This is a genomic window from Streptomyces sp. NPDC030814 (assembly GCF_055572155.1).
The window spans coordinates 380,011-393,273 of sequence record NZ_JBVIDX010000005.1; the positions used below are offsets into that span (position 1 = coordinate 380,011).

Genomic DNA, 13,263 nt, shown 5'->3' on the forward strand with positions numbered 1-13,263 from the left:
GACACCACGGGGAGGTGGCGTATGGCTTTCGACGACCGTACGGAGGCTGGGCGCCTCCTGGCCCGGCGCCTCGACCACCTGCGCGGCGAGGACGTCGTCGTCCTGGGGCTGCCGAGGGGCGGTGTGCCGGTGGCCTACGAGGTGGCCCGGGTGCTCGACGCTCCGCTGGACGTGCTCGTGGTGCGCAAGCTGGGGGTGCCGCGCCAGCCGGAGCTGGGCTTCGGCGCCGTCGGCGAGAACGGGGTCCGCGTCCTCAACGAGGACGTGATCGAGAGTGTCGGGGTGGGGCCCGAGGCGCAGGCTGCCGTGGAGCGGGCCGAGCGGGCGGAGTTGGACCGACGGATCGCCCGCTACCGCGCCGGCCGCGCACACGCCGCTCTCGCGGGGCGCACGGTGGTGGTCGTGGACGACGGCCTCGCCACCGGCGCCACCGCCGAGGCCGCCTGCCGGGTGGTGCGGGGCCAGGGCGCGGCCCGGGTCGTCCTCGCCGTGCCCGTGGGATCCGCGGAGACGGTGGAACGGCTCCGCGGGGCGGCCGACCGCGTCGTCTGTCTGGAGTCGCCGAGCCGACTGGGCTCGGTCGGCGCCTGGTACCGGGATTTCACGCAGATCTCCGACACCGAGGTGACCGCGCTGCTCTCCCGGGCCGCGTCCCCGGCCGTCGGCGGCCCGACGTCGGAGTCCCGGACTTCGGAGTCCCGGACTTCGGGCGCCCCCGATGCTCCGCCCGGCGACCGGGAGGTGGAGGTGTCCGCAGGGCCGGTACGGCTGCCGGCGCTGCTGGTGGTGCCCGACGCCGCGACGGTTGTGGTCGCGTTCGCCCATGGCAGCGGCAGCGGTCGGCTCAGCCCCCGCAACCGCTACGTCGCCGCCACGCTCAACCGGGCGGGTCTCGGCACACTGCTGCTCGACCTGCTCACCGAGGACGAGGAAGCCGACCGCGCCAACGTCTTCGACATCGGCCTGCTCGCGCGACGCCTGCACGCCGCCTGCGCCTGGCTGCGCCGCGAGACCGGCCTGCCGGTGAGCAGTTTCGGCGCGAGCACGGGAGCCGCGGCGGCTCTGGAGGCCGCAGCCTCGCCCGGCGGGGACGTCCGCGCCGTCGTGTGCCGGGGCGGCCGTCCAGATCTGGCGTCACCGGCGGCCCTGGCCCGCGTACGCGCCCCGACGCTGCTCATCGTGGGCGGCCTCGACACGGGGGTGCTCAGCATCAACCGGCTGGCGGCCGACCGGCTGCGCTGCGAGCACCGGCTCGCCGTCGTCCCCGGTGCCACCCACCTGTTCACGGAGCCCGGAACTCTTGCCGCGGTCGCCGAGCTGGCCCGCGACTGGTTCACCGCGCATCTCGCCGCCCCGGACACGGGCTTCGGCCTCCGCCCGGTCTGAAGGCGGCCCGCACGACGCACAAAGGTGGCGGGAGCAGGCGTTCCCCGGGGAACAAGACGGGCCCGTACGGCGCTGTCCCTGACACCCCGCCGTCTCGACGGTGACGGTGATATCCGGTCAAAAGGTCCCGGCACGGCTCGCAGAAAGGTGTGAGACGCATGACGGCTCCAGGGCAGGAAGGGCACTCACCGGGTGACCGGCCCCCGTTGGTGACATCCTGCGGACGCCGGATCACGGTGAAGTGCCTGAGGCTGGCAGCGGCCCGGCCGATCACCCGGGTGGCCTTGCGCGTGGGCCCGGACCAGGGTGACGAACCAGGTGTCTGGGCCTCACTGACGGCCGAGGAGGCACGCGAACTGGCCCACCGGCTGCTGGCACAGGCCGACCAGGCCGAATCTGCCGCGGGAACGCCCGCCGCTCGGTGGTGAGCGGCCGCCGGCCGGCCCGTGTCCGGGCGGCGACCGAGCGGTGAGGCCACGCGCCCGCGCGTGAGCAGACCGATCAGGCCGAGCCCCGGGGCGACCGGTCTGCGGCTCCCGCACCGCGCCCCGCCTCAGTCCCTCGGGAAAGGATCCGGCTTCCGCCGAGGACCGTCCGGGCCCGTGCCTGGGGCCCCTGGCCGTACGGCGGTGGGAACAGGGGCGGAACCATGCGGGAGCGGGGGCCGGGTCCGCGAAGCCGTCGGGGCAGGCCCCCGCGGGGTGCCCGATCGCCGTCCTTCCCAGGTGACGGCCCTCCCCCGCCCGGGCCGCCGACCCGCTGTCAGCTCCGGTCGTCCCCGGGCAAGGGGCCGTTCGGCCGACGGACCGAACCCCTCGGCCCATGCTCCGGCGCCCCGGTCCGCCGCATGGTGGGAACAGAGGCCGTTCAGGGAGGCCGTCATGCCGTTGATCACCGCCGAGGACGCCATCGTGGTGGGCGTCGACGGATCCGATGCGTCCGTGTCCGCGCTGCGTTGGGCGGTTTGGGCTGCTCACGCGGTGCACGCGGAGGTCGTCGCCGTCCACGCCTGGGAGCCGACCGGACCATTGCTCGCCCCCTACGCTCCTCCGTCGGCGCGCCCGACGGCCGCCGAACAACAGGTGCGAGCGGCGAGGTTGCTCGCCGAGTCGCTGCGCGAGGCCTTCGGCGCGCGGATCGACGGTGCGGTCCGCGCCGTCGTCGCACAGGGGCCGCCCGTAAAGGTGCTCCTCCACCATGCCCGCGGCGCGCAGTTGCTCGTCCTGGGGCGCCGGGCCCATGGCGCGTTCGGGCTGCCCCCGCTCGGCCCGGTCGGCCGCGAGTGCCTGCTCCATGCGACGGTGCCCGTGGTCGCGGTGCCCGCTCCGGAGCCGTCCGCCGAACCGCCCCGGTCCGTGGGGCCGGTCGCTAGGGGTGACGACGAGATGAGGCGCTCGGGGCCGTTCGGCCCTGGCGCTCTCGCCGCAGGCGTGGTGTCCTGAAAGCGACGGGAAGGGCTCCGTGGGAGAGACGCGGAGAAGTGGCCGTGAGGTCGCGCACCGCGCAATCAGGATCCGCGAGAAGCGGGTGGGGTCCTTCCCGTCCTGTGTCCGGGGCGCCCCGTCCGGGCGCCCCGTCCGGGCGCCGCGACCCGGCGCCGTTCGGTCGCCCTTGCCGAGCCGTTGCCCGACGGCGCCGCACTCCCGTCCCGTGGTCGCCCTGACCGGGGCGGTGCGGGCCGGCCGTCGCCCGGGCGGGTGATCAGGCGGCTTCCGCCGGCGCGGGCAGGGCGAGCCAGGCTCCGTAGCCGCCGAGCAGGTCGGAGACGTCGGTGCGGCCCAGGTGGCGGAGCAGGGCGGCGGCGACGGAGGAGCGGTGGCCGCCGGCACAGTGGACCACCAGGGGCCGATCGGCCGGGATCTCGTCGGCGCGGCGCGCCAGTTCGGCCAGCGGGACGTGGAGTGAGCCTTCGATGAGGCCGCCTTCGCGCTCGGCGGCATTGCGCACGTCCAGCACCAGCGGCGGATTCTCGCCGCCCAGCGAACGGCGCAGTTCGTTCGCGGTCACGCGGGAGGCCTGACGCATGTCGGCGGCCATCGCGGTGAAGGCGGCCTCGGGTTCCCGCAGATAGCCTCCGACCCTGTCGAAGCCGACACGGGCGAGCCGGGTGACGATCTCCTCCTCCCGGTCCTGCGGGGCGACCACGACCACTTCTTTCTCCGGCGCGACGACCATGCCGGCCTGCTCGGCGAAGCGTCCGTCGGCGGGGACGTTGACCGAGCCGCGCAGATGCCCGGCGGCGAAGTCATGCGGCGAACGGGCGTCGATCACGATGGCCCCGGCGGCCCGCCGCCGGGTGAACTCCTGTGCCGAGAGCGGGCGGGGCGTTGCGGCCGGGTCGAACAGGCCGTGGTCCTTGCGGTTGAGGATGGCGTCGTAGACGAAGTACGCGGGCGCCGAGGGCTGCCCCGTGGTCACCAGTTCCAGGAACGTCTCCTCGCTCATCGGGCGGCATGCGTAGTTGGTCGCGCGCTGCTCGCCGATGGTGGACTGCCGCCGGGTGGACAGGTTCCTGCCACAGGCGGAGCCTGCGCCGTGCGCGGGGAAGACACGGACGGCGTCGGGCAGGGCCATGAGCTTGTGCTGGACGCTGTCGTAGAGCATCCGGCCCAGTTCGTCGGCGGTGGCGCCGAGCGAGGCGAGCAGGTCGGGCCGGCCGACGTCGCCGATGAACAGCGCGTCTCCGGTGAGGACGCCGTACGGGACGGTGTCCTCGGCGTGCTCGAACACCAGAATGCTGATCGACTCCGGGGTGTGGCCGGGGGTTTCGAGGATCTGGAGCTGGACGTCGCCGAGGCTGATCCGGTCGCCGTCGGCCAGTTCACGGAGGGGGTACTCGGCCTCGGCGCTCCGGCCGTAGCCGATCCAGGCGCCGGTCCGGTCGGCGAGTTCCAGATGACCGGCGAGGAAATCGGCGTGGAAGTGGGTGTTGATGACGGCCTCGACGGTGAGACCGTGGGCGGCGGCGTCGGTGAGGTACTCGGAGACGTCGCGGCGAGGGTCGACGACGACGGCCCTGCCCGTGGTCTCGTCGGCGATCATGTACGACGCCTGGGAGAGGCAGTCGAGGTAGTACTGGGCGAAATACATCGTGGTGTCCTCCATGCCTGGACGAGAAAGCGAAGCCACACCCCCGCCGGTGTGCGGGAGGACCCGGTCCGGCCTGATGCGAGGGGCGGAGTGGGGCCGGCCCGGGTCGGGGGTCTCCCGGGCCGGCGGTTCACAGGCGGCCGGGCAGCATGCCGCGCCAGTACGCGGGCGGCAGCACGTACCGCTTGAGCACCCACAGGGCGCGCCGCTCCTTGAAGGGGTCGAGCAGCGGGAAGGTGGGCGTGGGGTTCAGGTCGTAGTCGAACTCGGCGAGCAGCATCCGGTCGCGGGCGGTCACCAGCGGACAGGAGGTGTAGCCGTCGTATCTGCGCGACGGGATACGGCCGTTCATGACGTCGATCAGGTTGGCGGCCACGACCGGCACCTGCTTGCGCACGGCGGCACCGGTCTTGGAGGTGGGCAGGTGCGCGACGTCACCGAGTGCGAACACGTTGCCGTACGTCGAATGCCGGAGCGTGTGCTTGTCGACGGCGACGAAGCCCTGGGGGCTCGTGGGATCGGCGAGCGGGCCCGCCTTGACCCAGTCGGGCGCGCTCTGCGGCGGCACGGCGTGCAGGAGGTCGAAGCCGAGGGTCTCCTCGGTGCCGCTCGCGTGGTCGGTGAGGGTCACCGTGCGGCCGTCGCCGTCCACGGCGGTCATCTCCGAGCGCAGCCGCACCTCGATGCCGTAGCGGGCGGCCACCTTCTCCAGGACCTGCGACCAGGCGGGGACCTTGAACAGGACCGGATCGGGGACGACGAGGACGATCCGGATGCCGTCGAGGACCTTGCGTCTGCGCCAGTGGTCGGCCGCCAGGTAGGCGATCTTCTGCGGGGCGCCGCCGCACTTCACCGGGGTGGCCGGGTGGGTGAAGACGGCGGTGCCCGAACGCATCCGGTTGATCAGTTCCCAGGTGCGAGGGGCGTACTCGGGTGCGTAGTTGCTGCTCACCCGGTCATGGCCCACCGCTTCCGCGAGCCCGGGCACACCGTCCCAGTCCAACTGCAGGCCGGGCGCCAGCACCAGGTGCTCGTAGCGCAGCGCGTCACCGCCCGACAGGGTCAGTGTGCGGGTCTCGGGGTCGACGGCCAGTGCGCGCCGGCGGATCCAGCGCACCCCGTGCGGGATCACGGACCGTTCGTGCCGGCGGGAGGCTCGCAGGGGTGCCTGTCCACCGCCGACCAGAGTCCACAGGGGCTGGTACCAGTGGGTGTCGGACGGTTCGACGAGGGTGATGTCGGTGACGCCGGCGCGGCGCAGTCGGGCGGCGACGCCGATGCCGGCGCTGCCGCCCCCGACGACGGCGACGCGGTGGCGGCCGGAGAGCGGCTCACCGATGGGTGACGGGTCGACGGCCAAGGCGGGGCTCCTTCCCATCCGGCCCGGAGGCCGGCTTCGTGCGCGGCGTCAGGCGGCGTGCTCACGGGATCCGGCCACGACGGGGTGTCCGGCGCGGGTCCAGGCGTCGGTGTCCCGGGCCACGGGGCAGGCATCCGCGCCTCCGGCGTTCATCCAGTCGGTGGCCGTCCTGCTGCGGGTGCCGTCGGCGCAGATCACGTACACCGGGTGCCCGGCGGGCAGTTCGCCGCTTCGGGCGCGCACGGTGCGCCCCGGCATCGGCCGCGCTCCCGGGACGTGTCCGGCCGCGTACTCGTCGGGCTCCGGCGCGTCGACCACCGGAGCGCCGCCGGCCCATGCCCGCGCGAACGCCTCCTGGGTCACTTCACGAGCCATTCGGTTGCCTCCTCAAATACCCCGGGGGGTTTTCTTGAGGCGAGCGTAGGGCGGCTCCACGAGACCCGTCAAATACCCCGGGGGGTATTTGCCCGACAGGCAAATCCGGCTCCTCCCCGCCGGAGGCATGCCCCGGCTCGACGACCGCCGGCCAGGGCTGAACGGCCCGGGCCCAGGCTCGATCGGGTCCCGGTCGGCCCTGCGACGGCACCTCAACGGCCCAAGCGGCAGTGCTCCCGCGACTGGCACCTTCCGAATGGAGGACGACGAGGAGGTGCGGACCGATGGCCGGCAGCAGGCACGGGAAGAGGCTTCTGTGGAGGTGGCGGAGCAATCCGCTGCGGCGACACGAGGACGTACTGGAGGCGTGGCTCGTGCTGTCCGTCTGGGCCGTCATGGCGATCGGAGGCACGCTGGCCGGCTTCATGACGGGGCAGGTGGCGCAGGAGGCCTTCGCGGACCAGCGCGCCGAGCGGCGTCCGGTCCCGGCGGTACTCCTCTCCGACGTCCCCGTCTCGGGTTCGGGTCTGCGCAGCGCGAGCGACCGGTCCTCGGCGGAGGTCGGCTGGACGGCCCCGGACGGCACCAGCCGCACGGGAAGGACGCTGGTGGAGGACGGCCGGAAGGCCGGCAGCCGGGTCACGGTCTGGACCGACGGGAAGGGCGCCCTGAGCAATGAGCCGCCCACCTCGAACGAGGCGGCCATCGAGGCCGGCGTCCTCGGCACCGGTGCGGCACTCGCCCTGAGCGGTCTGGTGTACAGCGTCGGCCGCACCGGACGGTGGTGGCTCGACCGGCGACGCGTCGAGCGGTGGGACAGGGAGTGGACCCTGGTCGGCCCGCAGTGGGGCCACAAGACGAGCTGACATCCCGCCGACTCCTGCCCGGGCAGTCCCGGGCGAGCAAACCGGGACCTCCCGAGCCCACCTCCTGCCCGGCGAGGAAACCGATCCTCCCGACCCCGCACATCTCCCAACCCCGACCACCTGCCGAATTGCAAAATTTAGCAATTCACTAGATGCTGCGTATCCAAGCCCGTGGTCCGCCGGGCACAGCTGGTGGGTCCGCTCCGAGAGAGTGCGCCGCAGGAAGCCGAGGGGTCGTGTCCGTTCCGCTGCACCAGGCCGAGACCGTGTCCCCGCGGGAGCTCGGGCATGCCGTGAAGTCGTCGGGCCCGTCCGGGCGGCCGGTCGGGGGCGCCGCGTGACGGCCCCCGTGACCGGTCGGGCGGCGGCCCGGCTCATCGCGCTCCTGCCCACGCGCGCCGACCTGGCGGCCATGGGGCGCTCCCCCCGGCGGGATCTGCTCGCCGGTCTCACCGTGGCGATCGTGGCCCTGCCGCTCGCACTGGGCTTCGGTGTCTCCTCGGGTCTGGGAGCCGAGGCGGGCCTGGCGACCGCCGTGGTCGCCGGTGCGCTCGCCGCCCTGTTCGGCGGGTCCGACCTCCAGGTGTCCGGGCCGACCGGGGCGATGACCGTGGTGCTGGTACCGATCGCCGGCGCCCACGGCACGACCGGCGTCCTCACCGTCGGGCTGATGGCCGGTGTCATGCTCGTGGCGCTGGCCGCGCTGCGGGCCGGTACCTACATGCGGTACGTACCGGCGCCCGTGGTGGAGGGCTTCACCCTCGGCATCGCCTGCGTCATCGGGCTCCAGCAGGTTCCGCACGCGCTCGGCGTGCCCGTGCCCGACGGTGACCGGGTGCTGGTGGTCGCCTGGCGGGCCGTGCGGGAGTTCGTGGGGAGCCCGGACTGGACGGCGGTCGGCCTCGCGGTGTCGGTCGCCGTGATCATGCTGATGGGTGCCCGCCACCGCCCGACCGTCCCGTTCTCCCTCCTCGCCGTCGTCGCGGCCACGGTCGTCGTCCAGGTCGCCGACCTGGACGCGGCGCCCATCGGCGACCTCCCGTCCGGGCTGCCCGCGCCCTCGCTCGGCTTCCTGGACCCGGGCTCGTTCGGCTCCCTGCTCGCCCCGGCCGTGGCCGTGGCGGCGCTCGCGGCCCTGGAGTCCCTGCTGTCCGCCTCGGTGGCGGACGGCATGACGGTGGGGCGGCGGCACGACCCCGATCGGGAGCTGTTCGGCCAGGGGCTGGCCAATCTGGCGGCCCCGCTGTTCGGCGGGGTGCCCGCGACCGGCGCGATCGCCCGGACCGCCGTCAACGTCCGCACAGGCGCCGGTTCCCGGCTGGCGGCCCTGACCCATGCCGCCATCCTCGCGGTGATCGTCTTCTCTGCGGCGCCCCTGGTGGCGAAGATCCCGCTCGCGGCCCTCGCGGGTGTGCTGCTGGCCACCGCGGTCCGCATGGTCGAGGTGGGTTCGCTCCGGGCGATGGCCCGCGCGACCCGCTCCGACGCACTGATCCTCGTCCTCACCGCGCTCGCGACGCTCGCCCTGGACCTCGTGTACGCGGTGATCATCGGCCTGGCGGTGGCGGGAGCCCTCGCCCTGCGCGCCGTGGCCAAGCAGGCCAGTCTGGACCGGGTACCACTCGACCGGGGCGACCACAGCGCCGAGGAGCACGCCCTGCTCGCCGAGCACATCGTCGCGTACCGCATCGACGGGCCGCTCTTCTTCGCCGCCGCGCACCGCTTCCTGCTGGAGCTGACCGAGGTGGCCGACGTCCGGGTCGTCATCCTGCGCATGTCCCGCGTGTCCACGATGGACGCCACCGGTGCCCTCGTGCTGAAGGACGCGGTGGACAGGCTCACGCGGCGCGGCATCCTCGTCCTGGCCTCCGGGATACGGCCCGGTCAGCGCCGGGTCCTGGAGTCCGTGGGCGCGCTGGAGCCGCTGCGGCCGGGCGGCCGGGAGTACGCCACCACCCCGGACGCGATCCGGGCCGCCCGCCACCACCTGGAGACGGCCGGGATCCTGCCCTCAGGGGCCGCCCGGCCACCGCGAAAGCCCGGTGCGGACCCCGACGCATCCGCTGCCCTCCGTGAGGAGCCCACGCGATGAACCGTTCACCCGCCGGGGCACGCGGATGACCACCCGACTGGATGCCCTGCCCTACCGGCACGTGCTCACCCTGCCGACCATGCCGGCCGCCGTGCGCCTGGCCCGTGAGACGGCCGAGCATGCCCTGACCGAATGGGGCATCGGACTGCGGCACCCCACCGTGGACCCGGCCCTGCTGATCCTCGGCGAACTGGTGGCGAACAGCGTCCGGCACGCCGCCCGCCTCTCGCCGCAGCTGACCGTGATCTACGCGGCGGACCGGGACCGGCTGGCCCTCGCCGTCCACGACCGCCACCCGTACCAGCCCCCGCTGTACGGCGCCCTCACCGGGAAGGCCACCGGAGGGCTGGTCACCGTCATGGAGGTGACGCTCGGGCTGGGCGGCACGGCCGTCGTCGACCCGGACACCGACGGGAAGGGCAAGAGCATATGGATCACCCTGCCCCTGTGAACGCGGCGGAGAAGACCCGCGGTCTCGGCGGCTGCGGCCAGGACGCCCCCGTGCCGCGGCTCGGTTCCTCCCCCGCGGTTCGGCGTGGTCGGCGCGGCAGGCGAGGATGGACCGCATGTTCCTGACGAGTGAGTGGACGCGACGTGCCGGTGAGCCCGTGCCGGTGAGGCCGTGCCGGTGCGCCGAGGAGGCGACGGCACGATGAGTACGCCGCTGTACCAGTTGAAGGCCGAGTTCTTCAAGACACTGGGCCACCCGGCCCGCATCCGGGTCCTGGAACTGTTGAGCGAGCGCGAGCACGCGGTCGCGGAGATGCTGCCCGAGGTGGGCATCGAGCCCGCCCATCTGTCCCAGCAACTCGCGGTGCTGCGCCGGGCCAACCTGGTGAAGAACCGCAAGGAGGGGTCGACGGTGTACTACTCGCTGACGAGCCCGTACGTCGCCGAACTGCTGCGGGTGGCACGGACCATCCTGTCCGGGGTGCTCGCCGGCCAGGCCGAGCTCCTGGCCGACCTCCAGGCCGCGCAGGGCGAGGGAACTCCCCCCTCGTGACACCGGTCGCGGGGTGCCCGCCCATCGGGCCACAGTGCCCCCGGCACCCCGCCCCGGCTGCCTCGCGGCGCGCCGCGAGGCAGCCGGACCGTCGGCGGTCGCGCCTCACGGCTCCGACGGGGTGATGCGGCGGCCAGTGACGCGCGTCGGACGGATCGCCACCCACATTTCGCGGCCGCGCCCGGCCCACGGCGTGGAGTGGGCGCCCTCCACCAGCCTGCGCACCTCGTCGGGGTCGGTGACCACCCGCGCGGTGCCGACGACAAGGACGCTCCAGCCCTGGCTCATCGCCTCGTCCACATGGTCGACCTCGAAGGCGACCTCCGATCCCACGGCCGATGCGGGAACCGACTCCGGCGCGGTCCGGAACGCGATCGCGTCGTCGACGACCTCGTAGTTCACCGGAACCACCGCCGGGCCCGTCGGTGACGAGACCGCCACCCGGCCCACACCGTGGGTGGACAGCAGGGCACGGCACTCGTCGGGATCGAGATCCACCAGCCGGGGGTGCAGCAGCGCCTGGCCCCTGCCCGGCGGCAGATCGACGCCGGCGCCCCGCAGGGCGGTGACGGTCGTGTCCAGCGCGTCGGCCAGGCCGATGAGACTGGCCTTGGTCGGGTCGGCCGGCTGTTCCTCGAGGTACGCCAGGTACTCCGGTGCCATTCCGGCACGGCGGGCCGCCTCTTCCCTGGTCAGCCCCCGGCGGAGGCGTTCGGCTGCGACACGGCGGCCGATGTCACCGGGGTTGGGCGGCTGGCCCGTCGGGGTTCGGGGGGCCTCCGCGCGTCCGCGCTCCCCCGTGGGAGGCGCGGACGGCCGGGACGGTTCCCCCACGCCGGGGGTCCGGTGTTCGATGTGCCGGATGTGCGCGTCCGGGCCGGGGAAGACGAGGGTCACCTCGTCCGTGTCCGACCAGCGCACGTCGTAGGGGGGCGTCCCGTCCTCGTGGTGGAGTCCGACGATCTCGCCGTCGCGCCTGGTGGCGCCGGTGGCGGGGCTCTCGACCACGAGTTGGTCACCGAGTTGAGCTCGCATGATGGCCGCCGTTTCCTCGAATGCCACTGTGACCCGATGTCCCGTGCCCGACCGCGCCGCGGCCCGGGACGTGAACCAGTTCAAGGCCGATGTGCCCGGCCTGCCCTCCCCCCGTCCGGTCGGGGAGCGCCCACCGCCGCGGCGGGCCGGGTCGTCGTCAGCCTCCTTGCAGCTGATCCGGCAGCGGCCAGCCCGTCTCCGGACGGTCGCCGCGCCCCGACCCGGCCGCGCCCACACCCTCGATGTCCTGTGCGGCGACCCGCACCAGCTGCCGGCCGAGATCGTGCAGTGCCCTGCCCGCAGCGAGCTCGTCACCGATCTCCGGCACGTCGGTGTCCTCGGGGCTCCGGCGTGCCACACCGTGCCCGACGAGTTCCGTGGTCCCGGTGTCCAGCACCACGCGCGCCTTGGTTGTCCCCTCCTCCTCGAAGAGATGGAGCCGGACGTTCCATTCCACGGTATGGGCCATCACTGTCCTCCTCATCTCGGCGCGGAGCGCCCGGACGCGGACGCCCCGCTCGATGCGTCACCCGGATCCGCGATACCCGGGACGTGCGTGGCGATACGGCGCCGGACCTCCTCGGCGAGGGCGGTCAGCCGTGGTGAGGGCGTCGCCCGCGGTGGGAGCGGCGCCCTGACGCGGCGTGCGGCGGGCGGCAGCCCGGCCAGGTCGTCGGTGAACCGCACCGCGGTCCTGTCGGGCGTGGGCCGCTCCACGGTCCGTCGTCCGTCTGCCATCACCGTCTCCAGCATCGGGGCGCCGTCCGGCGGCGGCCACTCGTCGTGGAGTGCGATGACATCCGCGTACCCGGGACGGCGGAACACCTGCTTGCGTCCGGGGGCGGTGATCTTGGCGGAGGAGAGCTTCATGACCGGGCGGCCGTCGTACTCGACCATCTTGTAGGCGGAGTCGAGGAAAGGGGCGTCGGCCGAGACGCCGACCCGGGTCCCGACGGCATAGACGTCGATCGGCGCCCGGGAGCGGACCAGGTCGTCCACGGCGTACTCGTCGAGACCGCCGCTGGCGACGATCCGTACGTCGGGCAGTCCCGCCGCGTCGAGGAGGGCGCGCGCCCTGCGCGCCAGGGCCTCCAGGTCACCGCTGTCGAGCCGGACGGCCGAGCCGGTCCCGCGGCCCTCCGGGCCGAGGTCACGCAGCACGCGGGCCGCGACGCGGACGCCCTCCTCGGTGTCGTAGGTGTCGACGAGGAAGGTCACGGGGCCGGGGTGTGCTCGGGCGAAGGCACGGAAGGCGGCCTCCTCCGTGCCGAAGGCCTCGATGTACGAGTGGGCCATCGTGCCGACGGCGGGCAGTCCTTCGGCTGTGGCCGCGGCGACGTTGCTGGTGCCGGTGAAGCCGACCAGGGCGCTCAGCCGGGCGGCCTGGTACCCCGCATGGGGGCCGTGGGTGCGGCGCAGGGAGAAGTCGACGACCGGGTGTCCGGCGGCGGCGAGGACGCAGCGCGCGGCCTTCGACGCGATCGTCGTCTGGTGGCTGACCTGGTTCAGCAGATACGTCTCGACCAGCTGGGCCTCGGGAAGCGGGGCGGTCACCTCCAGCAGCGGTTCGCCCGCCAGGACGATCCGCCCCTCCGGCACCGCCCGCACCCGGCCGGTGAACTCCAGGTCCAGCAGCGGTGCCAGATCGGCCGTCGGCCGGTGCAGGGCCGAGGCGAACGCATCGACGTCCTCGGCATCCACCCGGCAGCCGGACAGGAAGTCGAGCGAGGACTCCAGTCCCGCTGCCACCAGGAATCCTCGCTCGGGCGGCAGGTCACGCACGAACAGGCTGAACGTCGCCGGTGCGGTCATTCCCTCACGCAGGTACGACATCGCCATCGTGACCTCGTACAGGTCGGTGGTCCTCGCGTCGGACATCCACCTCACCTCCGGACGGCGGTCCGAGGACCAGTCCAGTCGCTGCGTCCCCCGACGTGTCGGTCTCCCCCACCACCCTGCGGCGGCGACCCGAACCGGTCATAGGGCCGAAGGTCCTCCCCAACCGCCACTCGTCCCCCGCCGGCGGGCACCGGCACCACCCGCCGAACGGATGCGG

At 73.8% G+C, this 13,263-nt stretch carries 13 protein-coding genes; 7 read left to right on the plus strand and 6 right to left on the minus strand.

The genetic code is table 11. The features are described 5' to 3' along the window. The first annotated feature begins 21 nt into the window (after positions 1–21). The 3 genes from ACZ43N_RS14335 (at position 22) to ACZ43N_RS14345 (ending at position 2,828) form a co-directional block, all read left to right on the plus strand. On the plus strand, positions 22–1,386 hold the full coding sequence (locus tag ACZ43N_RS14335; protein ID WP_468097538.1) for a phosphoribosyltransferase family protein: 1,365 nt from the start codon (positions 22–24) through the stop codon (positions 1,384–1,386). A gap of 158 nt (positions 1,387–1,544) precedes the next feature. Further along, entirely contained in the window at positions 1,545–1,814 is a 270-nt protein-coding gene (locus ACZ43N_RS14340; protein WP_468097539.1) for a hypothetical protein, read from the plus strand. Between the two features lie 453 nt (positions 1,815–2,267). Next, positions 2,268–2,828, plus strand: coding sequence for a universal stress protein (locus tag ACZ43N_RS14345; RefSeq protein ID WP_468097540.1), 561 nt, complete (start codon positions 2,268–2,270; stop codon positions 2,826–2,828). 259 nt (positions 2,829–3,087) lie between these two features. Here the strand turns inward: ACZ43N_RS14345 and ACZ43N_RS14350 are convergent, their stop codons facing one another. The 3 genes from ACZ43N_RS14350 to ACZ43N_RS14360 all read right to left on the minus strand — a co-directional run bounded on the left by ACZ43N_RS14350 (position 3,088) and on the right by ACZ43N_RS14360 (position 6,211). Then, a complete protein-coding gene (locus tag ACZ43N_RS14350) occupies positions 3,088–4,476 on the minus strand; it encodes an MBL fold metallo-hydrolase (protein WP_468097696.1) in 1,389 nt (462 codons plus the stop codon). Between the two features lie 130 nt (positions 4,477–4,606). Beyond that, positions 4,607–5,836, minus strand: coding sequence for an NAD(P)/FAD-dependent oxidoreductase (locus tag ACZ43N_RS14355; protein ID WP_468097542.1), 1,230 nt, complete (start codon positions 5,834–5,836; stop codon positions 4,607–4,609). A 48-nt stretch (positions 5,837–5,884) separates the two neighbouring features. After that, positions 5,885–6,211 carry a rhodanese-like domain-containing protein gene (locus ACZ43N_RS14360; protein WP_468097543.1) on the minus strand — a complete coding sequence of 109 codons (327 nt, stop codon included), beginning with the start codon at positions 6,209–6,211 and terminating at the stop codon, positions 5,885–5,887. Positions 6,212–6,495: 284 nt separating this feature from the next. On the opposite strand from ACZ43N_RS14360, the gene ACZ43N_RS14365 reads away from it, so the two are divergent. From ACZ43N_RS14365 to ACZ43N_RS14380, 4 genes are all read left to right on the plus strand, one after another. Beyond that, positions 6,496–7,077, plus strand: a complete 582-nt coding sequence (locus tag ACZ43N_RS14365; RefSeq protein ID WP_468097545.1) for an Rv1733c family protein — start codon at positions 6,496–6,498, stop codon at positions 7,075–7,077. Between the two features lie 412 nt (positions 7,078–7,489). Then, positions 7,490–9,169, plus strand: a complete 1,680-nt coding sequence (locus ACZ43N_RS14370) for a SulP family inorganic anion transporter (RefSeq protein WP_468097698.1) — start codon at positions 7,490–7,492, stop codon at positions 9,167–9,169. A gap of 25 nt (positions 9,170–9,194) precedes the next feature. Next, positions 9,195–9,620 carry an ATP-binding protein gene (locus ACZ43N_RS14375; RefSeq protein WP_468097546.1) on the plus strand — a complete coding sequence of 142 codons (426 nt, stop codon included), beginning with the start codon at positions 9,195–9,197 and terminating at the stop codon, positions 9,618–9,620. A gap of 201 nt (positions 9,621–9,821) precedes the next feature. Further along, complete coding sequence (locus tag ACZ43N_RS14380) at positions 9,822–10,172, plus strand: ArsR/SmtB family transcription factor (RefSeq protein WP_468097547.1); 351 nt, start codon at positions 9,822–9,824, stop codon at positions 10,170–10,172. Positions 10,173–10,277: 105 nt separating this feature from the next. On the opposite strand, the gene ACZ43N_RS14385 is transcribed toward ACZ43N_RS14380, so the two are convergent. From ACZ43N_RS14385 to ACZ43N_RS14395, 3 genes are all read right to left on the minus strand, one after another. After that, positions 10,278–11,207: a pyridoxamine 5'-phosphate oxidase family protein gene (locus ACZ43N_RS14385; RefSeq protein ID WP_468097549.1), complete on the minus strand. Its 930-nt coding sequence runs from the start codon at positions 11,205–11,207 to the stop codon at positions 10,278–10,280. A 157-nt stretch (positions 11,208–11,364) separates the two neighbouring features. Next, complete coding sequence (locus tag ACZ43N_RS14390; RefSeq protein ID WP_468097551.1) at positions 11,365–11,676, minus strand: DUF1876 domain-containing protein; 312 nt, start codon at positions 11,674–11,676, stop codon at positions 11,365–11,367. Positions 11,677–11,687: 11 nt separating this feature from the next. Continuing rightward, a complete protein-coding gene (locus tag ACZ43N_RS14395; RefSeq protein WP_468097553.1) occupies positions 11,688–13,085 on the minus strand; it encodes a nicotinate phosphoribosyltransferase in 1,398 nt (465 codons plus the stop codon). Between the last annotated feature and the right edge of the window lie 178 nt (positions 13,086–13,263).